Annotated in this window: 27 protein-coding genes; 8 read left to right on the top strand and 19 right to left on the bottom strand. The window is 70.2% G+C overall.

Annotated features, from left to right (window positions below; all coding sequences use genetic code 11):
• Window positions 1-190 precede the first annotated feature (190 nt).
• Both DDF67_RS08360 and DDF67_RS08355 read right to left on the bottom strand, forming a co-directional pair.
• On the bottom strand, window positions 191-1,195 hold the full coding sequence (locus DDF67_RS08360) for an AraC-like ligand-binding domain-containing protein (RefSeq protein WP_109100433.1): 1,005 nt from the start codon (window positions 1,193-1,195) through the stop codon (window positions 191-193).
• 1 nt (window position 1,196) lies between these two features.
• Window positions 1,197-2,489, bottom strand: coding sequence for an MFS transporter (locus DDF67_RS08355; RefSeq protein WP_146197979.1), 1,293 nt, complete (start codon window positions 2,487-2,489; stop codon window positions 1,197-1,199).
• 727 nt (window positions 2,490-3,216) lie between these two features.
• Here DDF67_RS08355 and DDF67_RS26240 point away from each other — a divergent pair.
• Window positions 3,217-4,446: an OmpA family protein gene (locus tag DDF67_RS26240; protein WP_109100431.1), complete on the top strand. Its 1,230-nt coding sequence runs from the start codon at window positions 3,217-3,219 to the stop codon at window positions 4,444-4,446.
• Between the two features lie 109 nt (window positions 4,447-4,555).
• Here DDF67_RS26240 and mnmD read toward each other — a convergent pair whose 3' ends face one another.
• The 3 genes from mnmD to motA form a co-directional block, all read right to left on the bottom strand.
• The gene (gene mnmD, locus DDF67_RS08345) at window positions 4,556-6,322 is read right to left on the bottom strand and encodes a tRNA (5-methylaminomethyl-2-thiouridine)(34)-methyltransferase MnmD (protein WP_109100430.1); all 1,767 of its coding nucleotides are present in this window, start codon (window positions 6,320-6,322) and stop codon (window positions 4,556-4,558) included.
• Window positions 6,323-6,390: 68 nt separating this feature from the next.
• Window positions 6,391-6,693 (bottom strand): hypothetical protein, encoded by a 303-nt coding sequence (locus DDF67_RS08340; protein ID WP_109100429.1) that lies wholly within the window; start codon window positions 6,691-6,693, stop codon window positions 6,391-6,393.
• 156 nt (window positions 6,694-6,849) lie between these two features.
• On the bottom strand, window positions 6,850-7,719 hold the full coding sequence (gene motA / locus DDF67_RS08335; RefSeq protein ID WP_109100428.1) for a flagellar motor stator protein MotA: 870 nt from the start codon (window positions 7,717-7,719) through the stop codon (window positions 6,850-6,852).
• 160 nt (window positions 7,720-7,879) lie between these two features.
• On the opposite strand from motA, the gene DDF67_RS08330 reads away from it, so the two are divergent.
• From DDF67_RS08330 to vapC, 4 genes are read left to right on the top strand one after another with little or no spacing between them, the layout of a single operon-like run.
• Window positions 7,880-9,196 (top strand): MFS transporter, encoded by a 1,317-nt coding sequence (locus DDF67_RS08330; protein ID WP_109100427.1) that lies wholly within the window; start codon window positions 7,880-7,882, stop codon window positions 9,194-9,196.
• Between the two features lie 2 nt (window positions 9,197-9,198).
• Window positions 9,199-10,071 carry an alpha/beta fold hydrolase gene (locus tag DDF67_RS08325; RefSeq protein WP_109100426.1) on the top strand — a complete coding sequence of 291 codons (873 nt, stop codon included), beginning with the start codon at window positions 9,199-9,201 and terminating at the stop codon, window positions 10,069-10,071.
• A 49-nt stretch (window positions 10,072-10,120) separates the two neighbouring features.
• On the top strand, window positions 10,121-10,342 hold the full coding sequence (gene vapB, locus DDF67_RS08320; protein WP_109100511.1) for a type II toxin-antitoxin system VapB family antitoxin: 222 nt from the start codon (window positions 10,121-10,123) through the stop codon (window positions 10,340-10,342).
• Window positions 10,342-10,752 carry a type II toxin-antitoxin system tRNA(fMet)-specific endonuclease VapC gene (gene vapC / locus DDF67_RS08315; protein ID WP_109100425.1) on the top strand — a complete coding sequence of 137 codons (411 nt, stop codon included), beginning with the start codon at window positions 10,342-10,344 and terminating at the stop codon, window positions 10,750-10,752. The genes vapB and vapC overlap by 1 nt, the downstream gene beginning before the upstream one ends.
• Before the next feature lie 16 nt (window positions 10,753-10,768).
• Here the strand turns inward: vapC and DDF67_RS08310 are convergent, their stop codons facing one another.
• Window positions 10,769-11,251 (bottom strand): ASCH/PUA domain-containing protein, encoded by a 483-nt coding sequence (locus tag DDF67_RS08310; RefSeq protein ID WP_109100424.1) that lies wholly within the window; start codon window positions 11,249-11,251, stop codon window positions 10,769-10,771.
• Between the two features lie 223 nt (window positions 11,252-11,474).
• On the opposite strand from DDF67_RS08310, the gene DDF67_RS08305 reads away from it, so the two are divergent.
• Window positions 11,475-11,990: a hypothetical protein gene (locus tag DDF67_RS08305; RefSeq protein WP_109100423.1), complete on the top strand. Its 516-nt coding sequence runs from the start codon at window positions 11,475-11,477 to the stop codon at window positions 11,988-11,990.
• A gap of 74 nt (window positions 11,991-12,064) precedes the next feature.
• Here DDF67_RS08305 and rpoH read toward each other — a convergent pair whose 3' ends face one another.
• The gene (gene rpoH, locus DDF67_RS08300) at window positions 12,065-12,961 is read right to left on the bottom strand and encodes an RNA polymerase sigma factor RpoH (RefSeq protein ID WP_109100510.1); all 897 of its coding nucleotides are present in this window, start codon (window positions 12,959-12,961) and stop codon (window positions 12,065-12,067) included.
• Window positions 12,962-13,297: 336 nt separating this feature from the next.
• Window positions 13,298-15,430 carry a histidine kinase dimerization/phosphoacceptor domain -containing protein gene (locus DDF67_RS08295; protein WP_199229187.1) on the bottom strand — a complete coding sequence of 711 codons (2,133 nt, stop codon included), beginning with the start codon at window positions 15,428-15,430 and terminating at the stop codon, window positions 13,298-13,300.
• 208 nt (window positions 15,431-15,638) lie between these two features.
• On the opposite strand from DDF67_RS08295, the gene DDF67_RS08290 reads away from it, so the two are divergent.
• Window positions 15,639-15,995: a phage holin family protein gene (locus tag DDF67_RS08290; protein WP_109100421.1), complete on the top strand. Its 357-nt coding sequence runs from the start codon at window positions 15,639-15,641 to the stop codon at window positions 15,993-15,995.
• On the opposite strand, the gene DDF67_RS08285 is transcribed toward DDF67_RS08290, so the two are convergent.
• Complete coding sequence (locus tag DDF67_RS08285; RefSeq protein ID WP_233247578.1) at window positions 15,992-16,765, bottom strand: M23 family metallopeptidase; 774 nt, start codon at window positions 16,763-16,765, stop codon at window positions 15,992-15,994. The two genes, DDF67_RS08290 and DDF67_RS08285, sit on opposite strands and share 4 nt — an antisense overlap.
• A 324-nt stretch (window positions 16,766-17,089) precedes the next feature.
• Between DDF67_RS08285 and DDF67_RS08280 the strand changes: the two genes are divergently transcribed.
• On the top strand, window positions 17,090-17,440 hold the full coding sequence (locus DDF67_RS08280) for a UrcA family protein (RefSeq protein ID WP_109100419.1): 351 nt from the start codon (window positions 17,090-17,092) through the stop codon (window positions 17,438-17,440).
• Window positions 17,441-17,562: 122 nt separating this feature from the next.
• On the opposite strand, the gene DDF67_RS08275 is transcribed toward DDF67_RS08280, so the two are convergent.
• The 10 genes from DDF67_RS08275 to DDF67_RS08225 all read right to left on the bottom strand — a co-directional run bounded on the left by DDF67_RS08275 (window position 17,563) and on the right by DDF67_RS08225 (window position 25,549).
• On the bottom strand, window positions 17,563-18,981 hold the full coding sequence (locus DDF67_RS08275) for an NAD(P)(+) transhydrogenase (Re/Si-specific) subunit beta (RefSeq protein ID WP_109100418.1): 1,419 nt from the start codon (window positions 18,979-18,981) through the stop codon (window positions 17,563-17,565).
• Between the two features lie 60 nt (window positions 18,982-19,041).
• Window positions 19,042-19,359 (bottom strand): hypothetical protein, encoded by a 318-nt coding sequence (locus DDF67_RS08270; RefSeq protein ID WP_146197978.1) that lies wholly within the window; start codon window positions 19,357-19,359, stop codon window positions 19,042-19,044.
• Window positions 19,356-19,682 (bottom strand): NAD(P) transhydrogenase subunit alpha, encoded by a 327-nt coding sequence (locus DDF67_RS08265; protein ID WP_109100416.1) that lies wholly within the window; start codon window positions 19,680-19,682, stop codon window positions 19,356-19,358. The genes DDF67_RS08270 and DDF67_RS08265 overlap by 4 nt, the downstream gene beginning before the upstream one ends.
• On the bottom strand, window positions 19,683-20,426 hold the full coding sequence (locus DDF67_RS08260) for a hypothetical protein (RefSeq protein ID WP_109100415.1): 744 nt from the start codon (window positions 20,424-20,426) through the stop codon (window positions 19,683-19,685).
• The gene (locus DDF67_RS08255; protein WP_199229186.1) at window positions 20,423-21,562 is read right to left on the bottom strand and encodes a Re/Si-specific NAD(P)(+) transhydrogenase subunit alpha; all 1,140 of its coding nucleotides are present in this window, start codon (window positions 21,560-21,562) and stop codon (window positions 20,423-20,425) included. Before DDF67_RS08255 ends, DDF67_RS08260 begins: the two co-directional genes overlap by 4 nt.
• A 208-nt stretch (window positions 21,563-21,770) precedes the next feature.
• The gene (locus tag DDF67_RS08250) at window positions 21,771-22,001 is read right to left on the bottom strand and encodes an aa3-type cytochrome c oxidase subunit IV (RefSeq protein ID WP_109100413.1); all 231 of its coding nucleotides are present in this window, start codon (window positions 21,999-22,001) and stop codon (window positions 21,771-21,773) included.
• 62 nt (window positions 22,002-22,063) lie between these two features.
• Window positions 22,064-23,008: a glycosyltransferase family 9 protein gene (locus DDF67_RS08245; protein WP_109100509.1), complete on the bottom strand. Its 945-nt coding sequence runs from the start codon at window positions 23,006-23,008 to the stop codon at window positions 22,064-22,066.
• 65 nt (window positions 23,009-23,073) lie between these two features.
• Window positions 23,074-23,997 (bottom strand): alpha/beta fold hydrolase, encoded by a 924-nt coding sequence (locus DDF67_RS08240; protein WP_109100412.1) that lies wholly within the window; start codon window positions 23,995-23,997, stop codon window positions 23,074-23,076.
• A 3-nt stretch (window positions 23,998-24,000) separates the two neighbouring features.
• Complete coding sequence (locus tag DDF67_RS08235) at window positions 24,001-24,474, bottom strand: PaaI family thioesterase (RefSeq protein ID WP_109100411.1); 474 nt, start codon at window positions 24,472-24,474, stop codon at window positions 24,001-24,003.
• Between the two features lie 226 nt (window positions 24,475-24,700).
• Window positions 24,701-25,549, bottom strand: a complete 849-nt coding sequence (locus DDF67_RS08225) for a pirin family protein (RefSeq protein WP_109100508.1) — start codon at window positions 25,547-25,549, stop codon at window positions 24,701-24,703.
• Window positions 25,550-25,561: the final 12 nt, after the last annotated feature.

Raw genomic sequence — 25,561 nt, 5'->3', positions numbered from 1 at the left:
AGGGTTCTACCTCTCGAAGGCGGTTGGGAATGTCCGCGTTCCAACGGACTTGTATCAGGCCGAGCGGCTTGGTCGGATCGAGGTTCAAGATTCCCAGGTCTGAGAACATTCGATCCACAGGAGTTCGTTCTTTGGACGGAGCCCTGTCGATCTCGGCCAAGTGGTACGAGCTGAACCTGATCCAGTGGGCCTACCCCAGCTCGCCCAGCCAGCTGTCCCAGCGCTTCTTGCTGACGCCGGGGTCGTCGTGGGGCTTGTCGGCCAGGGCGGCGCGGTAGGCGTCGAGGGTGTCGCCGTAGGTCTCGGCGAACAGGCGGGCCATCTGGGCGGGGCTGGCGAAGCCGAGGCGGTCGGCCAAGGCCGCGTCGTCGGGGGCGGCGGGGTCCTGGGCGTCGAGGGCGCGGCGCAGGGCGTCCAGCCGGGTCAGCTGGATGAAGCGGGCCACGCCCCCCTGTTTCTCGAACAGCCGGTAAAGCGACGAGCGCGAGACGCCCGCACCGGCAGCTATGGCGTCCACCGACAGGGCCTTGTCGGCCAGGCGTGGAATGACGAAGCGCCGCACGGCCTCGCGGCGGCCAAGGTCGCGGCGCTGGTCCTCGCGGCCGGCCCGGGCCGCATCCCCGCCCACGGAAGAGAGAATGTCGACAAGGGCCCGGCCGAGCGCGGGCAGGGCGGACGAGGCCAGGGTGTCGCCGTGGCGGGCCAGGGAGGCCAGGAAGTCGGCCAGCACCCGGTTGTCGGGCGGCCCCAGCACCTGGCCGTGCAGGCGGCCGGCCGGACCCAGCGCCGCCTCGATCATGTCGCGGGCGATGCTGGTGGTCAGGATCAGGGCGTCGTCGTGCTCGGTGCGCATCGGTCGGCGCGTGTCGAGCAGCACGCTCTGGCCGGGTCCCAGCAGGCGGGGCGGGCCGGGGGCCTGCAGCCGCACCTGGCCCTCCAGCACGTGGGTCAGCACGAAGTGATCGAAGCCGTCGCCGGCGATCCGCTCGCGGCGGGCGTGGATCACCCCCGAAAGGCGGCGCTCGAACAGCAGCACCTTGTCCAGCCGCCAGGCGCGCACCTGGGCGAAGAACGGGCCCGCGCCGCGGCTGACGTCGGAGCCGCGCGAATAGAGCCTGGCGTAGAGGGCGAAGGCCTCGTCGGCGGGATGGTCGTCGCTGGAGAAGCGGAAGCTGTCGGCGGCGGCTGAGGACATGTCAGGCCAGGGCCTCGCGGGTCTCGCGGGCCAGGGTGCGCCAGGGACGGGCTCCGAGCACGGCGGCCAGGACCGCCAGGGCGGCGGCCAGGGCGCTGACCACGGCGAGCGCTGCGGCCAGGCCGTGCGGCCCCGCGAACAGGCGGTCGCTGACCACGCCGGTCAGCAGCGGGCCGAAACCCAGGCCGGCGATGGTGACGAAGGCCAGGTAGAGTCCGTTCATCGGCGGGCGCAGGGCGGCCGGGCTCAGGGGCTGCAGGCCGGCCAGCGCCGCCAGGGCCGCTCCGCCGCCGCCGGCGGTGATCAGGAAGAGCGCCGCGGCGGCCATGGCCGGATCGCCGGCCCGCGCCAGCAGTGCGGTCCCCAGCACGGCCAGGGCAAGGCCGCCGGCCAGCACCGCCGCCGGGCCGCCGCCGGCGCGCAGGCGGCGGTCCATCAGCCAGCCGGCCGCCAGGTGTCCGCTGGGGGCGGCGACCAGCACCACGACGCCGACCAGCAGGGCGCTGGCGGCGGGCGTCAGGCCGCAGGCGCGGTTGACGATCGACGGCGCCCAGGCGCCAGCCGACTGCACCACCAGGATCACCGCGCCCGACGCCAGGAAATGCAGGCCAAGGCCGGCGCGATTGGCGGCGATGCGGGCCAGGGCCGCGCCCAGTCCCGGTCCGCCGGCCCCGGCGGGCTTCAGCCCGCGCAGCCGCCAGGCCAGCAGCGCGGTCACCGCCAGGCTCGGAACGGTCAGCAGGATGATGGCCGCCCGCCAGGGGGCGTGGCCGAAGGCGTGCAGCGTCCCCGACGAGAAAGCGCCCAGCGCCAGGCCGCCGGCCAGCAGGGCGCCGCTGCGGCCCATCGACGAGCCGGAGGTGAACATCGACACCCAGCGCGACAGCCGCTCGGGCGGGGCGGCCGCGACGATCAGGGCGAGGGCCGCGGGGGCGAAGGCGGCCTGGGAAAAGCCCAGCGTCAGGCGGGCGGCCAGCAGGGACCCGTAGTTCGGCGCGAAGGCCAGGGCGGCCGTGGCGGCGGTCCACAGGGCGGCCGCGCCGGCCAGCAGGGGCGCTGGCCGCAAATGATGGCCCCGATGGCCGGCCAGCAGGGTGGCGGCGACGTAGAGCGCGACGAAGGCGGGTCCCTGCAGGGCGCCCAGCTGGGTGTCGGTGAGCTGGAACTCGGCCTTCAGCAGCGGCGCGTAGACGCTGGGCACGGCCCGGTCGACGAAGGCCATGAAATGCCCGACCGCCAGCAACGCCACGCCGGAGACGTCGAGCAGGGAAGACTGGTCCGGACGCGACCGCACGCTCTTCAAGACACCCGTTCCGGTGACCGCGCCACCCCGCGCGGGCCTTGCCCATTCGTAGTTAACGGAACGTCGGCGCCTGTCCAACCCCCAGAAGCTTCCGGCGACAACGGAATGTTCCAGGTTTGGAACGCGACATTTCTCGGATCGCAATGTTAGCGGTCGCGCCGAGAACCCGCCGTTTCCGCCGGCGGGGTCCAGGCTCTCTGCGCCGCGACGGGTCGTCGATCCGTCGAACCCCGGCGGCGCGAAAGGGGGGGCGGCTCGACGCCGTCGCGCACTCCACAGGCGGGGGCGGCGTCGAGGCGAACCGTCCCGAGGGCTTCGCTGCGACCTCCAACGCGGCGAGGACGTGAGGGTGGCCGGGCCGAGGGTCGTGGGGGCGATCGCGGCCGGTCCGTGACCAGCGGCGCGCCAGATGCGCCGCTGGTCGCCTCCGCAGCGCCTGAACAATGCTCAATGGTCGCCGTTATTTGAAATAATCGCCAGGGTTGACCTGGATTTTAGGCCCGAAATACGCGACTTATATCCCTCGGCGCCAAGGGCCTGCGCCATGCGGCGGCTACGTCCGTGTTCCGATCGTCGTGGGGTCTTTTTGTCGAGAATTCGACGAAACTCCCTCACTGTGGCGCTGGCGCCACATCCGATTTGCGAGGTCGTGCGTTTGTCGTCGTGGAAGCCGCCCCGCGGGGGGCGTCCAGGCTAACTTTTTTAGAGGGTTCTCATCATGAAATTCGGGTTGCTGGCTGGCGTTGCAGCCGTCGCGCTCAGCGCGGCGTCTGGCGCCTCCGCCCAAAGCGCGCTGAGCGGATGGTATGTGGCCGGCGACGTCGGGTACCACTCGGCCGAGGGCATCGAAGCGAGCTCGTCGGTCAACGCGTCCGACAGCCGTCCCTACGACTGGACCTTCTCGACGGATGAAGACTGGGCGGGCTTTGCTCGTATCGGCTACCGCATCTCGCCGAACTGGCGCGTGGAAGGCGAATACGGCTACCGCGGCAGCGACATCTCGGGCGTCCGCTCGGAGAACGCCTCGCGTCCGCAGCCGCTCGGTCTCTGCACCGCCGGTCCGATCCGTTCGGCCACCAACCCCACCTGCGGCGCGCCGAACGGTGAGGTGAAGGCCACCACCCTGATGGCCAACGTCATCTATGACTTCCTGCCCGACTCGTCGTGGCGTCCGTTCGTCGGCGCCGGCGTCGGTACGGCCTGGGTCCACAACAAGGTGTACGGCCAGCTGAGCGGCGTCCCCGCCGGCGCCGCCCCGATCCAGAACGTCAGCTTCGACGACACCGATCAGGGCTTCGCCTACCAGGGCCTGCTGGGCCTGGCCTGGGACCTGACCCCGAACTGGTCGCTCGACCTGACCGGCCGCTACCTGGTCGCCAAGAGCCTCAACTGGGGTTCGGTGAGCAGCAACGTCGGCGCCGCCGGCCCCGGCGTGACCAACGTCGGCACCTTCGAAGGCGACTACAAGGACACGTCGATCACCCTCGGCGTGCGCTACACCTTCGGCTCGCCGCCGCCGCCTCCGCCTCCGCCTCCGCCGCCGCCGCCTCCCCCGCCGCCGCCGCCGCCTCCGCCCCCGCCGCCGCCTCCCCCGCCACCTCCGCCGGCGTATGAGGCCCGCGAGTTCGTGGTCTACTTCCCGTTCGATCAGTACGTGCTGACGCCGGAAGCCCAGGCCGTGGTGCAGCAGGCCGCCGACTACGCCAAGGGCGGCAACGCGACCAAGATCACGGTCGTGGGCCACACCGACACCTCGGGCTCGCCGAAGTACAACGTCCGCCTGTCGGAACGTCGTGCGAAGGCCGTGGCCGATGGTCTGGTTTCGCTGGGCGTCCCCGGCACGACCCTGGCCGTCGACTGGAAGGGTGAAACCGCCCCGGCCGTCGCCACCGGCGACGGCGTGAAGGAACCGCTGAACCGTCGTTCGACCATCTCGATCAACTTCTAAGATCGAGGTCGAACGGAGGCTTCACGCTTCCCGACGAATGCGAAGGCCCCGGAGGAAACTCCGGGGCCTTTTGCTTTTCCTGCCCTACCCTCCCCCATCAAGGGGAGGGCTACCTCTTGGAATCCACCAGCGCCGCCAGGTCGCGCGGCAGGGGCGAGGGAAGGTCCAGCATCAGGGCGACCACGTGCTCGGCCAGCAGGGGCGCGGTGGCGAAGCCGCGACCGCCCAGGCCGCCCAGCACGTAGAGGCCCGCGGGCGCGCCGGGAACCGCCCCGGCCAGCGGCAGGTGATCGGCGGTCGTCGCCCGCACCGCGGCGCGGCCCTCGAGCGGGGTGTCGGCCAGGCGGGCGGCGAGGGCGGGGCGGCCCTTGGCCAGGGCGGCGCGGTTGCGATCGTGGTCGGCGTCGCGCAGGTCGCTCGCCGTCTCGCCCCGGTCATGGGTGGCGCCGAACAGCACCCCGCCCTCGCGCGTGGGCGCGGCGTAGCCTCCGAAGGCGGCGGGGGCCGCAGCTTCTCCGGCTGGACCGGTCCAGCTGGTCTGGCCGCGCACCGGGCGGATCGGGGCTTCGGGCCACAGGCGGGCGAGATCCGCGCCGCCGGCCAGGACCACCGCGTCGGCCACGGCCAGTTCGCCGCCGCCGCCGTCCAGCAGGCGCCAGCCGTCCTGCGTCCGCTCGAGACGGGCGACCTCGGCCGCGACCGTCTGGCCGCGCCAGGCGGCCAGGACGGCGGCGGGCTCGACCACGCGGGCGAGAGCCATGCGCAGGGCGCCGGCGGCGGGTTCGCCCAGGGCCGTCGCGGCGCCCTCGGCGTCGAGCACCGTCATCTCGTTCTCGTCGAAAAGGTCCTGCCCGGCGACGGCGGCGAAGCGGTCGGAATCGCGCGGGCCGGTCGCCAGCCGCAGCACGCCCCGCGCCAGCACCGCGCCCGGCAGGGCGTCATAGAGGGCCGCCGCGCGGGCCAGGGCCTGGGCGGGAAAGGCCGCGCGCGGACCGCCGCCGGCGTCCAGCGCCGGGGTGACCAGGGCGGCGGGATTGCCGGAGGCCTTGGCCTGGTCGGCGTCGAGCACCGTGACGGCCAGGCCCTCGGCGCGGGCGGCGCGAGCCAGGGCGGCGGCCGCGATCCCGCCGCCGACGATGGCCAGGCGGCGTGGACGGACGGGGGCGGGGCGCTCGCCCGGAAAGGTCGCCTCCAGCCGCTCGCGCTTGCGGCCGAAGCCCGGACGCTTTTCCCAGGCGAAGCCGGCCGCCGCCAGGCCCCGGCGCACGGCCCCGGCGACGGTGAAGGTGGCCGCGCGGCCGCCGGGCGCGGTGCGGGCGGCGACGGCGGCGAGGATCTCCTGGCTCCACATCGCCGGGTTCAGCGCCGGGGAGAAGCCGTCCAGGAACCAGGCGTCGGCCCGGCCGTCCCAGGCGTCCAGGGCCTGGGCGACGTCCATCACGGCCAGGTCCAGCGTCGCGTCGAAGCCGGGCAGGTCGATGCGGTGGAAGCCCCGCGCGGCGCTGGGCCAGTGGTCGAGCAGCACCTGGGCGGCTTCACCCAGCTCCGGCCATACCGCCAGGGCGCGGGCGGCCTCGTCGCGGGTGATCGGATGAGCCTCGATCGAGAACACATGCAGCCTGGAGCCAGCCGGCCTTTCGCGCCGCCACAGGTCCAGAAGGGCGGCGATGTTCAGGCCGGTGCCGAAACCCAGCTCCCCGACCACGAAATGGTCGCGCCCGTCCCAGGCGGCGGGCAGGCCGCAGCCCTCCAGGAACACCGCCCGGGTCTCGGCCAGGCCGTCGGCGCTGGAGAAATAGACGTCGCCGTACAGCCGCGACTGCGGCAGGCCGTCCTCGCGCCAGACGAGCGGGGATTGGGAAGAGTCGGAAGTCATGCGGCCATCATAGAAGAAGGGCCGCCCTCGCGGACGGCCCTTCGATCGTGCGAAGACGGAAAGAAGGCTCAGTGGCCCTCGGTCTTCTTCTCTTCGGCCGGGGCGGCCGGCGCGGTTCCGGGGGCTTCGGCGGCCGAGACGGCGTCCGGCTCGGCGGCGGCGTCGGCGGCGGCCTTGTTGGCGTCGGCCATGGCCTGACCCTCGGCGCCGGCGGCGTCGGCGGCGGTCACTTCGCTGGCGCCGGCGGCGGCCGCGGCGGCGGCCTTCTCGTCAGCGGCCGGAGCCTCGTCCTTCTTGCCGCAGGCGGCCAGCGACAGGGCGGTCATGGCCGCGCCGGCGATGAGGATCTTGCGGAGGACTTGGGTGGTCATAGGGGCTTTCCTTGCGACTGGCCTTGCGACCTGAAACGGCGACGGCCCGGCCTCGAAGGCCGGGCCGCACCATGGCAAGGAACCGCTTTTCACGCGCCGTGGCAAGTCAAAGATCACGGCGGCGTGATCGTGACGTGTACGGATGAAGCGGCCCGATCAGGCCTCGTTCGGGATCTGCGTCAGGGCCTCTTCCAGCTCGATGAAGCTGGGCTGGTGGACGCTGGGGACGTTGCCGCGGCCGATCTCGACGCTGATCTGGGCGGCGTTGCCGTGCAGGTGGGCGACCAGGACGGCCTGGATGATCTTGTAGAAGGCGCCGTCCTCGTTGACGACGGCCTGCAGGCGGGCGGCCATCGGGCCGACCAGGCCATAGGCCATGAACACGCCGAGGAAGGTGCCGACCAGGGCGCCGCCGATCATGCCGCCGAGCACGGCGGGCGGCTCGGTGATCGAGCCCATGGTCTTGATGACGCCCAGCACGGCGGCGACGATGCCGAGGGCCGGCAGGGCGTCGGCCATCGACTGCAGGGCATGGGCCGGCTCGAGCGCCTCGTGGTGGTGCTTTTCGAGCCGCTTTTCCATCGCATCCTCGACCTGGTGGGGATCTTCCAGGTTCATGGTCATCATCCGCAGGGTGTCGCAGATGAAGTCGACGGCGAAGTGGTCCTTCGAGATCTTGGGATAGCGCGAGAAGATCGAGCTCTCGTGCGGCTTTTCGATGTGGCTTTCCAGAGCGATGACGCCCTTGGACTTCATCGTCTTGGTCAGCAGGAACAGCAGGCTGAGCAGGTCGCGATAGTCGCTGGCCTTCCATTTGGGGCCGGCGAAGATCTTGCCGAAGCCGCCGGCCGTGGCCTTGATCACCGTCATCGAGTTGGAGATCAGGAAGGCGGCGATGCCCGCGCCCAGGATGGCCATCAGCTCGTGCGGCGCGGCGTGAAGGATCACGTCCATCTTGCCGCCGCCCATCAGGTAGCTGCCGAACACCAGCGCGAAGAGCAGCACGATGCCGATGATCTGGAACATGACGAAAGAGAGCCCCGCGGATTTCAGCCGGCATCATCGCCGTTAATGCTTAATCCAAGGTATCGGACCCTGGGGACGAACCCGCGACCGGATGGCGCGGGGCGTCGAAGGCGAAAGCGGGGCCTTCCCCTGCGCGCGAACCCCCTCTAACGTTTGTTCGATGTCTGCCGCCGCTCAAGATCAACAGGTCAACCGGCGGGCCTTCGCCATCCTGTTCGGGGTGTCGGCGGCCACGGCGCTGGGCAATACGGGCATGCTGTCCGTCCTTCCCGCCATCGGCCGGCAGATCGGCATCCCTGACGCCATGGTGGCGGCGATCTTCTCGCTGTCGGCGCTGCTGTGGGCGATCTCATCGCCGTTCTGGGCCAAGCGGTCGGACGTGCGCGGCCGCAAGCCGCTGATCCTGCTGGGGCTGGGCGGGTTCTGCGTGTCGATGACGCTGTGCGCCTTCGTGGTCAGCGCGGGCCTGCGCCACCTCTTCCCGCCGATGCTGGTCTTCGTGCTGTTCCTGCTGGCGCGGGCGCTGTTTGGCCTGTTCGGTTCGGCCGCCAATCCGGCCACCCAGGCCTATCTGGCCGATCGCACCAAGCGCGAGGAGCGCACCCAGGCCATGGCCACCCTGGCCGGGGCCTTCGGCCTGGGCACCGTGGTGGGGCCGCTGCTGGCGCCGCTGTTCGTGCTGCCGGTGGTGGGTCTGGCCGGGCCGATGTTCGCCTTCGCGGGGCTGGCGGCCGTAATGATGTGGATCGTCAAGCGGGGCCTGGACGAGACGACACCGCCGGCGACGGCGGGCGAGCCGCAGCCCCGCGCGCGGCTGGCCTTCCCGTCGCTGCGGCGGGGCGACAGCCTGTGGCGCGATCCGCGCCTGGCGCCGTTCCTGCTGTTCGGCTTTCTCGTGGCCACCTGCCAGACCGCCCAGACCCAGACGCTAGGCTTTCTGATCATCGACAAGCTGGGCGTGGCCCCGATCAAGGCCCAGGGCTTCATCACCCTGGCCATGGCCGCGGGCGCGGTTGCGGGCCTGCTGGCTCAGTGGGGCCTGATCCGGATGTTCTCGATGGGCCCGCGCGAGCTGATGCGCTGGGGCGTGGGGGTGGCGGCGCTGGGCAATGTGGTCGTCGCCTTCGCCCCCGACTACGCGGCGGTGGCCATCGGCTATGCGGTCTCGTCGCTGGGCTACGGTTTCGCGCGGCCGGGCTTCACGGCCGGCGCCTCGCTCTCGGTCGGCGCCAAGGACCAGGCCGGCGCGGCCGGCGCCATCGCGGCCATAAACGGTCTCAACGTGGTGGTAGCCCCGCTGTTCGTGCTGCTTTACGAGGCGATCGGCTGGGCGCCGTTCGTGCTCAACGCCCTGATCCTGGCGGCCATGCTGGCCTACGCCCTGCGCCAGGCCGTGCTCAGCAAGGTCAGCACCGCCGACGCCTCGGACGAAGCGACCCTGGCCGGCCTGGAACGCGGCGACGAAGGGGGAGTCTAGGAATGACGGTGCGCCGGATAGCCCTGGCCGTGGCGCTGTCGGCGGCTTTCGCCGGTCAGGCCGTGGCCCAGGACGGACGTTTCGAGGTCGGCGGCGGGCGGATGATCCGCCTCGCCTGCCAAGGCCAGGGCGCGCCGACCGTGGTGGTCGACGCCGGCATGGGCCTCGCGCCGGTCGAGGACGAGGCCTGGCGCCGGATCGCGGCGCGGGTGTCGCAAGTCGCCCGGATCTGCCTTTACGACCGCGCCGGCCTGGGCGGCAGCGACCCGGCGCCTCCGGGCGGGCCTCGCACCAGCGCCGACGCGGCGGCCGACCTCAGGGCCGCCCTGCACGCGGCCAAGGTCGCGCCGCCGTTCCTGCTGGCCGGCCACTCGATCGGCGGCCTGCACGCCCAGGTCTTCGCCGCCCGCTATCCCGACGAGACCGCCGGGCTGGTGCTGATCTCCTCGACCCATCCCGACCAGATGGAAGCCTGGCTGGCCAGGCTGCCGGCCGCGACGCCGGACGAGCCGAAGGCGCTGACGGACGCGCGCGGCTTTCTCACGCGGATGCCGCGCGATCCCAGCCTCAATCCGGAAAATCTCGACGTCGCCGCCAGCAGCGCCCAGGCCCGCGCCCTTCGCTCGCTCGGCGACAAGCCGGTGGTGGTGGCCACCCATAGCCCCAAATGGCGGATGGTCCCGGAGCTGGGCGAACCCCTGGCCGTCGAGTTGGAAGCCGTGACCCAGGACCTGCAGAAACAGTTCCTGACCCTGTCGTCCCGCGCGACCCAGACCATCGCCCCCTCGGCCGGCCACGGCCTGCCGCACGAGGACCCCGGCTTCGTGACCGAGGCGATCCTGAGCGGGGTGAAGGCGGCGCGCAAAGGGCGGTAGGCGCTGCACGAGCATTGGGATATACTGATTGTATATCCAGGAGGCCGCCATGGTCCGAACGACGCTTTTTCAGTCCAACCGATCTCAGGCGGTTCGCCTGCCGAAAGACGTGGCGTTTCCGGACGGCGTCCGCTCGGTGACGGTGCTGCGGGAGGGGAAGCGGCGGGTCATCGTGCCGTCGGACGCTGCCTGGGATGATTTCTTCGCCGAGCCAGGCGTCGACCTGGGCGTCCGCGATCAACCCGAGCCGCAAGCGCGCGAAGCCTTCTGATGCTGCGCTATATGCTCGACACCAACCTGTGCATCCGCGTGCTCAGGGATCGGCCGGCAGGTCTACGCGATCGCTTCAACCTGAATGCGGACGCGCTTTGCATTTCGACGGTCGTTCTGACTGAACTGCTGCACGGCGCGGCCAAGTCAGCGCGGCCCGAGCATCACCGCAATGCGGTCGAGCAGTTCGCGGCGCGACTGGAGGTTCTGCCCTTCGACGCCCCGGCCGCTGATCACGCCGCGGATGTTCGCGCGGTGCTGGAGCGGCTTGGCCGCCCGATCGGCGGTTACGACGTGCTGATCGCCGGTCACGCGCGATCGCGCGGCCTCGTGGTGGTCACGGGAAACCTCAGCGAGTTCGAGCGCGTCGAGGGTCTGCGCTGCGAGGACTGGCTGGCGGGTGGGGACTAGCCCCGCCCGTCTGACCTCAGCCCTTGCGGATGATCCGCGCGGCGGCGGCGTGGAAGGCCGCGTCGCTTTCGGCCAGGGCGGCCACGGCGCCGTGGCGGTCGGCGGCGACGCTCATGTTGGTGGCCACGTAGGACTTCGACACCCGGCGGGCCTCTTCGCCGCGCAGGGCGGCGTTGGCGGCGGCGGTCTCGTGCCACTCGGCCAGTTCGGCGGCGGTCAGCGGGTGGTCCTCGGCCGCGCTCGGGTGATGCACCACGTCGCCGAAGCCGATGGCCACGAAGCCGTGGATGACGCCGTAGTCCTCTTCCGACAGCAGGAAGGTGATCTGACGCTCTTCGGTCTGGCCGGTGTAGACGTCCTGTTCCGGATCGAATTCGCGCAGCACCAGCACGTCGCCGACCTTGAATTCGCGGTCGTTGCGGCGGATCTCGAAGCGCTTCTTGCCCGAGCGCACGGCGGCGAAATACTGCGGCCAGGTCTTCAGTTCGTGACGGGTCATGGGAAGTCTTTGAATTTGGGCCGGCAGGACGCCGGAAAAATCGGAGGCGAGGCTCTTAGAGCGCGTCGGCGGCGAGGAAAAGGCGTTTTGTGACCGACCGGTGACGGCGCGGTCCGCAAACGATGGAAGATCATAGCAGAGCCCGACGGGCCGCGCCGCATCCCCTTGATCGGCATCGAAGGATCGCGTCAACCTCGCTCTCTACCTTGGCGAGAGATTTTACGTGACGCGTCTTTACGGATGGCTGCCGCTCTGCTTGGCGCTGGGCCTGACGCAGGCGGCGTTGGCCGGTGAGGCCCATGACGAGTGGCGCCATGTTCCCGCGCGCGGCGCGACGACGGCCCGGGCCGAAATGGTGCGGGAGGGTTTTCCGCCGATCTTCGTCGCCTCCTGCGAGGCGCCGAAGGTGCTGAAGTTCGTCTTCTCCACAAAGGGCGACGACGAACCTGACCCTCGCCGATGGAGCGCGGGCTCCTATCTCGACATTGACCTGATCCTGACCGAGCCGGGCGTCGATCGCGAGGAGCGACTGGTGATGAAGGGGCAATTGAAGAGGGGGAGCATCACCGGCCGCCTGACCCTGACCCCGGTGCTGGCCAGGCATATCGCTTCGGCTTCGATGATCGCCCTCTATGCCGAGAACGGCCCGACCAACAATTTCGACGGAGGCGAGGCCAGGGCGCTGCGGCGGCTCGTGCTGGAATGCGCCGGCGAGCCGGTCTCGCGGCCAGCCCAGTAGCGAACCGCGCAAGAAAAAGGCCGCCGCGGGGGAGCGCGACGGCCTCTCTTCAGGCTGAGCTTGGGGGACGGGCCCTACGCTTCGACCATGTTCTTGGCGATCGCCGCCTCGCGCATGGACTTCTGCAGCTTCTCGAAGGCGCGAACCTCGATCTGGCGGACCCGCTCGCGGCTGACGCCGTACTGGGCGGCCAGGTCTTCCAGGGTGGTCGGGTCGTCCTTCAGGCGACGCTCGGTCAGGATGTGCCGCTCGCGGTCGGTCAGCTCGACCATGGCCTCCTCCAGGAGGGTCATGCGGAGCGACTTTTCCTCGTTCTCGGCGACGATGGTCTCTTGCGAAACCTGGTCGTCGTCGGCCAGCCAGTCCTGCCATTCGCTTTCGCCGTCGGCGCGCAGCGGCGCGTTCAGCGAGGCGTCGGGGCCCGACAGGCGGCGGTTCATCGAGATGACCTCGCTGTCCAGCACGCCCAGCTTGGTGGCGATGGCGCTGACCTGTTCGGGACGCAGGTCGCCGTCCTCGAAGGCGCTGATCTGGCTCTTGGCCTTGCGCAGGTTGAAGAACAGCTTCTTCTGCGCGGCGGTCGTGCCCATCTTCACCAGCGACCACGAGCGCAGGATGTATTCCTGGATCGAGGCGCGGATCCACCACATGGCGTAGGTGGCCAGGCGGAAGCCCTTTTCGGGCTCGAACTTCTTGACCGCCTGCATGAGGCCGACATTGCCCTCGGAGATCACTTCGCCGATCGGCAGGCCGTAGCCGCGATAACCCATGGCGATCTTGGCCACGAGGCGCAGGTGGCTCGTCACCATCTTGTGCGCGGCGTCGCTGTCCTGATGCTCCTTCCAGCGCTGGGCGAGCATGAACTCCTCATCCTTCGCCAGCATCGGGAACTTGCGGATTTCGGTCAGGTAGCGCGACAGGCCGCCGTCCGGCGACATCACCGACAAGGAATTCACAGCCATGAGTTCAATATCCCCTGGACTCGGAGCCAACGCGGCTCCCGAAGCCCACTTTCGAATGGGTGAGATAGGTACGGGTTGCGGTTAAGGTAAGGGCGATAACGCATTTGTAATGTCCGACACCGTGGCTCAGGTATTGGACATTTCGATGGCGGAATGAACGTTCATTCTCAAAAAAATGAACGATCATTCTCAAAATTGCAAGCGGGGCCTGAAGGGGGGCGGCGGCGCGCGTCCTTCGAGGCTCGGCGAGGCCTCGCACCTCAGGATGAGGACGTCAGTGCAATCGGCGTCCTCATCCTGAGGCGCGCCGCGCAGCGGGCCTCGAAGGACGCAGCGCCTGCCGGCTCAGCCCGCCGGCGCGTCCAGTTCGGCCCGCACGCCGGGATTGTTGTCGTGACAGGCCAGGGTTCCGGCCAGCTGGCGGACCATGGCGTCCATCATCTTGCTGCCGAAGCCGATGCGCGGACCCTGCTTGCCGCCGCCCTGGTCGGCGACCGAGATATGCACGCGGCCGCCCTGTTCGGTGAGGCCGATGTCGATCCGGCCGGGCCGCCCGCCATAGGCGTACTTCACCGCATTGATCACCAGCTCGGTGACCACCAGGCCGATTGTCACGGCCTTGTCGGTCGAGACCGTGGCCGGGGCGGCGTCGACGCGGATCATCCGCGCCCATTCCTGGCCCAGAGACTCCACCAGCTCCTCGGCCAGTTCCACCAGGTAGCGGTCGAGCGAGACGGTCTCCAGCTGGTCGCCGCGATAGAGGCGGCGGTGGACCAGGCCCACGGCGGTGAGGCGGCGGCTGGCCTCCTCCAGCGGGGCGCGGGCGGCCGGGTCGTCGATGGCCTTCATCTGGATGGTCAGGAAGCCGGCGGCCAGGGCCAGGCTGTTCTGGACCCTGTGATTCACCTCGCGCAGCAGGAAGTCCTTCTGCCGCAGCAGGTCGTCCTTGTCGTCCAGCGTGGCGCGCAGCTGGGTGTTCAGCTCGGCGGTGCGGCGGGCGCGGCGCAGGTCCAGCAGGTCCTGGCGCAGGCGCAGGGCGGCTTCGGTCTGCGAGGCGCTCCACGGCCGCGAGCGGCCGCGCACCGTCTCGGTCCAGGCGTCGAACGAGGCGCGCGGCGTCAGGGCGCCGTCGCCGCCGGCCGCCTTGGCGGTGCGGTAGGGATCGCCGGCCCAGCGCACGACCTCGACCTCTTCGGCGCGGGTCCACAGCACCGCCAGCAGCGGCGTGCGCTCGACCACCACGCCCATCAGGCCCGAGGCCCAGCTCTTGAAGGCGCTGGCGCCGGGGAAGGCGTTCTCGCTGCGATCGGTGGCGATCACCCCGCCGGCGTCGACGTCGAGCAGCCAGTCGCGCAGCATGGCCAGGGCCGTGTGCGGCGGGGTCTTGCCGGCGGTCTCGATGCGGTCCTCGCGGAACACCGCCACGCCGTCGGCCTCGCCCAGGGCGACCAGGTCGGCGGCGTGCTCCTCCAGAGACAGGTCGCCCTCGTCCGACTGGGCCAGCACGGCCGTCAGGTCGTCGCCCAGCGAGCGCAGGCGCAGCTTCTCGCGCCAGGTCTCGGCCTCTTCCTTGGCCTTGATCTGGCGGGCCAGGCCCCCGGCCAGCGCGCGGCAGGCGGCGCGGATCTCGTAGGGCAGCAGGCGCGGGCTGTCGTTGTGACAGGCCACCAGGCCCCACAGCCGGCCGTCCTTGACGATCGACACCGAGGCCGAGGCCGCCACGCCCATGTTGCGCATGTACTGCATGTGCACCGGCGAGACGCTGCGCAGGGCCAGGTCGCTCATGTCGAGCGGCGTATCGGGCGCGGGCTCCAGCGGGGCGGGCGCATAGGCGCAGTTGGGGATCACCCGCACCAGGTTGCGCACATAGAGGGCGCGGGCCTGGCTGGGAATGTCGGAGCCCGGGAAGCGGTGGTTGAGGAAGCTCTTCAGGTGATGGGCGCGATCCTCGCCGACCACCTCGCCGGCGTCGTCGTCGCCGAAGCGGTAGATCATCACCCGGTCGAAGCCGGTCAGGCGGCGGAATTCCAGGGCGGCGCGGTCGTACAGCGTCTTCAGGCCGGGGCAGCGCTCGAAGGCGGCGGCCGCCGCCTCCAGGTGGGTCAGGATCTGCGAGCCGGCCATCGGACGGTCGAGGCCGGGCTCGATCTCCAGAAGCACGAGGTCGCCCTGCACCGTGGCGCTGAGGTCGAGGTTGCGGCCGCCCCGATGCAGCACGCCGATGAAGCCGCCGGCCGGGCGCGAGTTGGAGATGGCCGCGGCCTGTGCCGCCAGACCGTCGCCGATCAAGGCGCCGGCGCTCTGGCCGATGACGGACGAAACCTCCAGCAGGCCGGGGACGTCGCCGGCCGTCATGCGCACCGCAAGGCTGTCGCGGTCGAGGACCAGCAGGCCGCCGTGGGGCTGGATGGCGCCGGGGATGTGGATCGGTTCGCGGTCGCAGGCCTGAATCTGGTCAGACGTCGGGCTCGCGGTCACGCGCGGGGCCGATCGGGGATGAGAATGCGCGGCAGGCGGGCTGTGGTCACGGCGGCGGCTCCATGCGGCCTTGGCCGGTGCTGAACAGTACGCGTCATTGAACAGGTTCACCGTCGTCTTGTCGACATTTCGCATGTCGGGACGCGAAGGGGACTTGTGCGCACCTTTTGCGGGCGTCAGGGTCGGCGCCGACTTCGGGGAGCTTCACATGACCGGCTTTTTCCTGCGCGCCCTGTTCGCGGGCCTGGGCCTGTGGCTGGCCTCGCGCATCGTGCCCGGCATCCACGCCGGCGGCTGGCAGACGATCGCCATCGCCGCCGTGCTGCTGGGGCTGGTCAACGCCGTGGTGCGCCCCGTCGTGGTGCTGCTGACCCTGCCGATCACCCTGGTGACGCTGGGCCTGTTCCTGCTGGTGGTGAACGCCGCCATGCTGGGGCTGGTGGCGTTCATCCTGCCTGGGTTGGCGGTGAACGGCTTCTGGGCCGGAATCTTCGGGGCGATCGTGGTCGGCGTGGTCAGCTGGTTCGGCCACCTCTTGCTGGGCGAGGGCGCCGAGCGGGACTAGCTGGCGGCGACCTCGATCCGCACGCGGACGCGGCCGTCCTCGCCGCGCGTGACCTGGCCCTTGCCGGCGCGGCGGGCGGCGACCTTTTCCTTCATGCCCTCGGGCCAGCGCGAGACCTGGGCCAGGCGCACCTTGCGCGGCACCCGGGCGGCGGCCTTCAGCGGCAGGTCGTCGGCGCTGGCGAAGGTCTTGTCCATGAAGTGGGCCGGGTTCAGCGGCCGGCCCTTGCGGCTGATCTCGAAATGCAGGTGCGAGCCGGTCGAGCGGCCGCTGTCGCCGACCACGGCGATGGGCGTGCCGCGCTTCACATAGACGCCCTTCTTCATGCCGAGGTTGCGGCCAAGGTGCGCGTACAGCGTGGTGAAGCCGTCCTTGTGCCTGACCTCGACGAACCGGCCATAGCCGGGGTCGGTCCCGGTGCGGGCGACGATGCCGTCGGCGGCGACCTTCACCGCCGTGCCGGACGGGGCGGCGATGTCGACGCCCTCGTGCAGGCGGCCGCCTTCTTCCCACGGCAGCTGGCGCAGGCCGAAGGGCGAGGCGACCTCACGGCCGGGCAGGGGCGCGTCGAAGGCGTAGGCGGGCGGGGGCGGAGCGGGTTGCGGCGGCGCGGGGGCGGCGGCGACCGGTTCGACGATCGGGGCCGGCGCGATCAGGTCGGCCAGCGCGCGGGCGGCCGGAACCGAGGCTGCGGCGACGGCCACGGCGAAGCCGAGCGCCAGCGGCAGGGCCAAGTTGCGGGCGGGCGGGGCCTGGATGTCTGGCGCCAAGAAGGAAACCTCGTGGGTCGGTCGCGTGCAATGACCGGCGAGCCGCGCCGTCTTAGAGGCTTGGCCTTTCGCGATCGTGAACGCGGCTATCTGCCCGAGCGATCGGGCGGAAAGGCGGCAGCTGCGCCGTGAAGTCATTTGGAACTTCGCCGATGGTTGTCGCGAAGCTGTCAAACATTACACGAAGTTTAGAACATTAAATACAGTCAATACTGTGAATATGGAGTCATGAACGACACTTAACGGGACTCTTCAAGTATCGTTCAGTACACCTTTGTCCATGGAGGCGCGGCGGACGCGCCCTGGAACAGAGGGAAGACCCCGATGCGCAAGTTCATGATCAGCCTCACCACCATCGCCACCCTGACCCTGGCCGCCGTGCCGCTGATCGGCATCACCCAGGCCGCCCACGCCGGCGAGCGCCCGGTGACCGTGCGGGTCGGCGACCTGAACCTGGCCAACCCGGCCGACGCCGCCGAGTTCGAGGCCCGCTCCAGCCAGGCCGTGCAGAAGTTCTGCCGCGCTCGCGCCAGCAAGGAACGCCTGGACCTGCTGTCGCGCCGCGCCTGCGTCATCGAGGTTCGCGCCGAGATCAACGACAAGCTGTCGGCCAACCAACGCAAGGCCCTGGCCTCGACCGGCCATCAGGCCCCGATCGCGGTGGCGGCCTACTGAGCAGCCCATGCCGATCGATCCGCCGCGGAGGCCCCGGTGAAAACCGGGGCCTTTGCTTTACCGGAAACGAAAAAGCCCCGGCCTTGCGGCCGGGGCCTTCGTCTGTCCGGAGCGTCGCGGGCTCAGAGGCCCTTGACGATGCCTTCGACCATCTTCTTGGCGTCGGCGAACAGCATCATGGTGTTGTCCTTGAAGAACAGCTCGTTCTCGACGCCGGCATAGCCCGAGGACATGCCGCGCTTGACGAAGAGGACAGTGCGGGCCTTCTCGACGTCCAGGATCGGCATGCCGAAGATGGCGCTGGTCGGGTCGGTCTTGGCCGCCGGGTTGGTGACGTCGTTGGCGCCGATCACGAAGGCCACGTCCGCCGTCGAGAACTCGCTGTTGATGTCCTCCAGCTCGAACACTTCGTCATAGGGCACGTTGGCTTCGGCCAGCAGCACGTTCATGTGGCCCGGCATGCGGCCGGCGACGGGGTGGATGGCGTACTTCACCTCCACGCCCTCTTCCTTCAGCTTGTCGGCCATTTCGCGCAGGGCGTGCTGGGCCTGGGAGACGGCCATGCCGTAGCCCGGGACGATGATCACCTTGCTGGCGTTCTTCATGATGAAGGCCGCGTCGTCGGCCGAGCCCTGCTTGACGGGGCGCGTCTCGACCTTGCCGCCCGCGCCGGCCGCCGCGGCGTCGGCGCCGAAGCCGCCCAGGATCACCGAAACGAACGAGCGGTTCATGCCCTTGCACATGATGTAGGACAGGATCGCGCCCGAAGAGCCGACGAGAGCGCCGGTGATGATCAGGGTGGTGTTCTCGAGCGTGAAGCCCAGCGCCGCCGCCGCCCAGCCCGAATAGCTGTTGAGCATCGACACCACGACCGGCATGTCGGCGCCACCGATCGGGATGATCAGGGTGACGCCGATGAGCAGCGAGAGGGCGAAGATCCCCCAGAAGGCCCACTTGGCGTCGCCGCCGGTGATCACCAGCACCACGATCAGGGCGACGATGGCCAGGGCGATCACGATGTTCAGCAGGTGGCGGGCCGGCAGCAGGATCGGCGCGCCGCCCATGTTGCCGTTCAGCTTGGCGAAGGCGATGACCGAGCCGGTGAAGGTGATGGCGCCGATGGCCAGGCCCAGCGACAGTTCGATCAGGCTATTGAGGTGGATATGCCCGTCCTCGCCGACGATGCCGTAGGCGGCGGGCGTGTAGATGGCGGCCACGGCGACCAGGCAGGCGGCCATGCCGACCAGCGAGTGGAAGGCGGCCACGAGCTGGGGCATCGAGGTCATCGGCACCTTGCGGGCGATCACCGCGCCCACGCCGCCGCCGACGGCGACGCCGCCGACGATCAGGCCCAGGGTGACGGCGTCCAGCGCGCCCTGGCTCCACAGCGTGGCCAGGGTGGTGACCACGGCGATGGCCATGCCGACCATGCCGTAGGTGTTGCCCTTGCGGCTGGTCTCGGGGCTGGAGAGCCCGCGCAGCGCGAGGATGAAGAGCACCCCGGAGACGAGGTACAGGACGGCGGCGAGATTGGCGTTCATGTCAGGCCTTGCCCCCCAAGAGCGTTGTCGTGATCGCGGCCGGGCCGCTGTGATTGTCGGTCATTGCGCGCCCGCCTGCTCGGCATGCAGGTCGCTCAGCTTGCGCCGGATCCGCTCGATGTCGCGCTCCAGGGTGGCGCGCTCTTTCATCAGGGCGGCGGTCTCCTCGGCGCGATGGGCCTTGGTCTCGGCGTCGCGCTGCACGTTCGTCACGTGCAGCAGGCCCGCGCCCAGGAACAGGCAGGCGATGGATGTCGCGCGGCGCGACAGGGCGACGGAGCGGCCCGTGCGGCGGGCGCGTGCGGCGTCCAGAAACATCAGGCCAAAACCCGCTGCAGCGGCCGCGAGACCACCCGCCGCCATAAGGGCGAGGTTCACTTCGCCTTGTCCTTCTTCTTGTACATGGCCAGCATCCGCTGGGTGACGAGGAAGCCGCCGAAGATGTTGACCGCCGCGAAGGCCGCGGCGACGGCGCCGGCCCCCTTGGAGATCCACACCGAACCGGCGGCGGCTTCACCCGACGCGCCGTGCGCGGCGGCGGCGAGCAGAGCGCCGACGATGATCACCGACGAGATGGCGTTGGTCACGGCCATCAAGGGGGTGTGCAGCGCGGGCGTCACGCTCCAGACCACGTAGTAGCCGACGAAGATGGCGAGCACGAAGATCGCCAGGCGGAACACGGTGGGGTCGACGGCTTCCATTTACGGCTCCTGAGACGTGGCGGGCGGCGAGACCCGGATTTCAAACGAGGCCTGCTGGACCCGCACGCCCTCGATCTTATGGGGGCTCATGATGTCCAGGGCCGGGTCGCGGAACACCGCCTGGGCGTCGCGGGCCAGGGCGTTGCCGGCGGCGGCGAGCACCTGGAGGTGATCGTCGCGGCCGAAGTTCAGGACCTTGAGCGCGTTGCGCTTCTTGGCTTCATACATGTCGGGGACGAAGGCGACGCTGTTCTTGATGCGGCCTTCGGCCAGCAGGGCGCCCGAGGCGGCGTCCTCGATCCGGAAGCTGCCGCTCAGGATGGTGTTCTTGATCGGAAGCACCTGACCCGGCAGTTTCATCACCGGAAACTTGGCCTGGTCGATCACGATCGACAGGCGCGCGCGGCGGGCCGTCGAACCATCGTCCTTCAGGCGGCCGGCGATGTTGTCGATGGTGAAGAACTCGGCCAGCCGCTCAGCGGCGGTGTCGTCGGTCAGCGTGCGGGTCGCGACGAAGGCCTCGTACCGCGCCTTCTGGTCGGCGGGCATCCGCTGCTCGACATAGGCCTTGGCCTGCACATCGCTGCTGACCGGGATCAGCCCGTCCTTGATCGACACGTCGACCGCGGAGACGGCGAGCGTCTCGCCATAGGCCTGGACGAAGGCGTTCGGCTCGGCCGCGGCGCTCAAGGCCCCGCCGGCCAGGGCGACCGCGGCGCCCAGGAAGAGGGCGGCGCGGCTCATCCCTGCAAATTCGGGTGCACGATCGTCCCGCCCTTGGTGACGACGGCGGCCTGCAGGATCTCGTCCTCGAAGTTGGGCGCGAAGGCGCCTTCCTTGTTCAGGAACAGGGACGACAGCGCGAACAGGTTGCGCGAGTAGAGCGCCGATGCGTCGGCGGCGATGCGGCCGGGCAGGTTGGCGTGGCCGAGGATCTTGGCGCCGTTGGCGGTGACCACGGTCTCGTTCAGCCTGGCGCCTTCCACGTTGCCGCCCTGCTCGATGGCCAAGTCGACCAGGATCGAGCCGGCCTTCATCGACGCCACCTGGGCGGCGCTGACCAGCTTGGGCGCCGGGCGGCCCGGGATCAGGGCGGTGGTGATGACGATGTCCTGCTTGGCGATGTGGCTGGAGACCAGCTCGGCCTGCTTGGCCTGGTACTCGGCCGACATTTCCTTGGCGTAGCCGCCGGCGGTCTGGGCGTTCTTGAACTCCTCGTCCTCGACGGCCAGGAACTTGGCGCCCAGGCTTTCGACCTGTTCCTTGGTGGCGGGGCGCACGTCGGTGGCGGTGACGACCGCGCCCAGGCGGCGGGCGGTGGCGATGGCCTGCAGGCCGGCCACGCCCACGCCCATGATGAACACCTTGGCCGCGGCGACGGTGCCGGCGGCGGTCATCATCATCGGCAGGGCCTTGCCATAGGCCTCCGCGCCCTCGATCACGGCGCGATAGCCGGCGAGGTTGGCCTGGCTGGACAGCATGTCCATCACCTGGGCCCGCGTGATGCGCGGGATGAACTCCATGGCGATCGCGCTGGCGCCGGCCTTGGCCAGGGCGTTCAGCGTGTCCTTGTCCTGATAGGGATTGAGGGCGGCGGCGACGATCGCGCCGCTCTTGAGGGCCGCGATCTCGGCGGCTTCGGGCGCGCGGACCTTGAACAGGACGTCGGCGTCCTTGATCGCCTCGGCGGCCGACCTGGCCAGCCTGGCCCCGGCCGCCTCATAGTCGGCGTCGAGGTAGGAGGCGGCGGTTCCCGCGCCGGCCTCGACCACCAGCGTAAAGCCGGCGGCGGTCAGTTTCTTGACGGTCTCGGGCGTCGCGGCGACCCGCGTCTCGCCTGCGCGGGTTTCTTTCGTGACGGCGATGACGGCCATCGGCATACCTCCCCCGTGAGCGTTGTTCGCTCCCTGGGCCCACGGGCGTCCCGCAGGCTCAAGATCCTAAAGTTGGAGCGATGTTCGGCGAAAACGCTAGCACTTTCGTCGAACGCCGCTCCAGCAGCTTGAGGCGCTCTTTAGGGGAGGTTCTTGCCCTTTGTCGAGGAGCTCCCTCGCGCGAGGCGCAAAAAAATACCGATGTCTACCGGTGTCAGTGCGTCGGGGCGGCCTTCTCGCGAAGGAACACCACGCCCAGGACGGCCAGCACCACGGCCGCGCCGGCCGCGCCGATGAAGCCGGCCGGGGTGCAGAACAGCAGGGTGATGAAGGTGAGCAGCACGGCGATGGCGAGCGAGCCCCACTTGGTCATCTTGCCGAACGCGTCATAGGTCGCGACCTGTTCGTGGATGTCCATTTCACCGCGGTGGTAGTCGCCGGCCATGCTGTTTCGTCCCTGTGGAAAGATTATTGGGATATCGCCGATACAACGCCGCGGCCCGGGGCTCAAGCGTCCACGGCGGACCGATTGACCCAGGTCTCGGCGACGAAGCGGGCGCGCACGGCGTCCACGGCCTGGTCGACGGTGATGTCGGTGATGCGGCCCTGGCCGCCGTCGAGGATCGACAGCCAGCGCGAATAGGCCGGCACCGGGCTGGTGCCCATCAGGCCGACGGCGGGCGTGCCGACGGCGGCGGCGACGTTCAGCGGCCCCGAGTCGTTGCCCAGGAACCCGGCCGACAGGGCGATCAGCGCCGCGGCCTTGTCCAGCGTCAGGTCGCAGGCGACGACGTTGCCGGGCAGGTCGCCGATCGCCGCCCGGGCGCGTTCGGCCTCGTGCGGGCCGCCGATCCAGAACACCGTGCCGAAGAGATCGGAGAGCGCGGCGGCGGCCTGGGCGAAGCGCTCGGCCGGCCAGGTGCGCGGCAGCTCGCTGGCCCCGATGCCCAGGGCCAGCCAAGGGCCGGGCTTGTCGGCATAGCGGGCGGCGACGGCGGCCAGGGCCGCAGGATCGAGTTTCAGGTTAGGCTCGCGGCTGGTCACGACCAGGCCGTGGCTCTTCTCGAAGGCCTCCAGCTTGTCGATCCGGTGGGCCGGCCGCATGGATTTGGGCAGGAACGGGCCGGTGTTCAGCCAGCCCTCCTGGCCGTGGCCCAGGCCAAAGCCCCGGCGCTCGGGCACGCCGGCCAGGGCCGCGGCGATGGCCGGCCGGTCGATCTTCTCCAGGATCCACACCGCGCGCGGCTTCTCGGTGCGGCAGATCTTCAGGAAGTCGAGCACCTCGCGGACGCCCTTGAGCCTGTCCTTGTAGTTGGGGGCGTCGACCACCCTGGCCACCGTCGGCTCGACGGCCAGCACCTCGGCGGCGCGGCTGGCGGGCCGGGCGGCCAGCACCACCTGGCCCTCGGGCGTGGTCGCCGCGATCGCCCGGATGGTCGGCAGGTGCCACATCAGGTCGCCGATGCCGCGGTCGGGCGTGTAGACCAGCACCGGTCCGTTGGATTTCCCGCCCACGGTCAGGCCCAGGCGGCCAGCAGTCCGCGGAGCCCGGCGACGAAGGCCAGGGGCTGGTCGAGCATCACGTGGTGGTCGGCGTCGGGGATGGGCAAGCGCAGCACGTCCTTGGGCATCTGCGCGATCATATAGTCCAAGGTCTCGGCGTGCATAAGCCCGGACCGCTCGCCCCACATCAGGGCGCAGGGGCAGGCGATCTCGCTGAGCAGCAGGCCAAGGTCAGGCATCGAGAAGCGCTGCCAGATGGCCGGGTCGAACTTCCAGGTCCAGCCGCCCTCCACCTCTTTCAGCGAGCGGCGGGCGATGACGTCGGCGATGTAGAGGTTCTCGCAGGGCTGGGGCGGGGCCAGGCGGAAGCGCGCCAGGGCCTCTTTCAGGGTCGGATAGACCCTGGTCCCGAACCCCGAGCGCGGCGGCGGGCCCTTCCAGCGCTTTTCCGGCGGCTGGATGGAGGTGTCGACCATGATCGCCCCGCGCAGCCGCTCGGAATGGCGCGCGGCGCAGAACAGGGTGGGAAAGCCGCCGAACGAGTGGCCGACGAAGATGGGCTTCACCCCTCCGGCCTCCAGCTGGGCGGCCTCGACGGCGGCGAAGGCCTCGGCCGCGAAGGTGTCGGCGCTGTAGGCCTCGCGCCAGCCGCTGCCGCCCATGCCGGCCCAGGAGATCGCCGCCACCCGCCAGTCCTTGGCGAAGAAGGGCGCGATGAAGCTCCACCAGTCGGCATGGGCGCCGTTGCCGTGCAGGAACAGCAGGCCAGGCTTGCCGACCTCGCCCCAGGTCAGAAGCTCGATGTCGACGCCTTCGACCGCGAGGGTCGAGCGCTCGGGCTCGATGGCCATGGCCGCCTCGAACCAGGCCGGGGCGGGCGGGGGCTCGCCGTGGAACGGGCCGAGCAGCGAGGCGGGCAGGGTCTGGTCGTCGGCCATGGCTCAGGCCTCCTCGCGGAAGGCGATCTCGCCGGGGCGCGGCTTGCGGGGCGAGAGGGCCTTGAAGATCCCGGTCCCGGTCATCAGGGTGCGCTCGCCGGTCCAGATGCGGCCGCGCACGGTGAAGACGAGATCTTCCTCCGCCAGCAACTCGCCCCGTCCCTCGACGAACTCGCCCAGCTGCGCGCCCGACAGGAAATCGGTCATCAGCCGCACCGTGACCCAGCTGTAGGACTTCTGCAGCGAGATGATCCGGCCCCAGGCCATGTCGGCGAAGCTCATCAGCATCCCGCCGTGGCAATTGCCCAGGCCGTTGGTGTGGTGCTCTTCCACCCGGAAGCCCAGCGTGGCCTCGCCTGGCCCATCGGTACGCTCGTACAGCGGCCCGATCTGTCGCCCGAACCCCCGTGTCCAGTTCAGCTGGGCGTAGCCGTCGGGGATTGCGGCGCTCTGGGCTTCGGTCAGGTCGTCGGACATGGGAGAAGTCTAACGGCCGTTTGAACTGGTGAGCAAGTTTCCTTTGAGGACGGGTGCTTTCTCCTCCCCCGCTTGCGGGGGAGGGGGACCACGAAGTGGTGGAGGGGGCGAGACTGGGCTCGGCGGCGGCCGTCGCCCCCTCCGTCACGGCGCGTATCCGCACCGCGCCACCTTCCCCGTTTCACGGGGGAGGAGTGGTGAGCGGTCGCGGAGCGACTGAGGATCTTTAGGCGTTCACCTCGCCGAACTTGCCCGCCTGATAGTCCTGGATCGCCTGGATGATCTCTTCCCGTGTCGTCATCACGAACGGCCCGTGCGAGACGACCGGTTCGCCGATCGGGTCGGCGTGGCCCAGCAGCAGCACCGCGCCGTCGGCGGAGGCCAGGTCCAGCCCCTCGCCATCGGTCAGCTCCACCAGGTTGAAGGCCTCGGCCTTGCGGTCGCCGACCGCGATCGACCCGCGCACGACGTACAGGAACACCGCCCGCCCGGCCGGGATCGGCAGCGACAGGGCCGCGCCGGCCGCCAGGCGCACGACGCTCATGGCCACGCCCGTCAGCGACGCGATCGGCCCTTCCACGCCGTCCGTCTCGCCCGAGATCAGCTCGATGGTCGCGCCGTCCTTCCCGATCTTGGGAATGTCGGGCGCCTGCAGGCCGACATAGCGCGGGGCGGTCATCTTCAGCCGGCTGGGCAGGTTGACCCACAGCTGCAGGATTTCCAGCGGCCCGCCGCTCTTCTTGAAGGCCTCGGGCGACAGCTCGGCATGGACCAGGCCGCTGCCGGCGGTCATCCATTGCACCCCGCCCGCGTCGATGACGCTCTCGTGGCCGCCGCTGTCCAGGTGCGACAGCTGGCCCTCGATGATGAAGGTCACGGTCTCGAAGCCGCGGTGCGGATGCGGCCCGAACGGCAAGCCGCGATTGTTCGGGCGGTAGGTCTGCGGGCCGTGGTGGTTGAGGAACAGGAACGGGTCCAGCTGGCCGATCGCCGGGCCGGGCAGGGGGCGACGGGTGAGGAGGTCGCCGATGTCGTCGCGATAGGCGCCGTGCAGGCGGGCGATGGTGCGGGTCATGTTCACTCCTAC

This window comes from Caulobacter endophyticus, from assembly GCF_003116815.1.
Classification (GTDB): Bacteria; Pseudomonadota; Alphaproteobacteria; order Caulobacterales; family Caulobacteraceae; genus Caulobacter; species Caulobacter endophyticus.
This window is presented reverse-complemented; position numbering and strand designations above follow the sequence as displayed.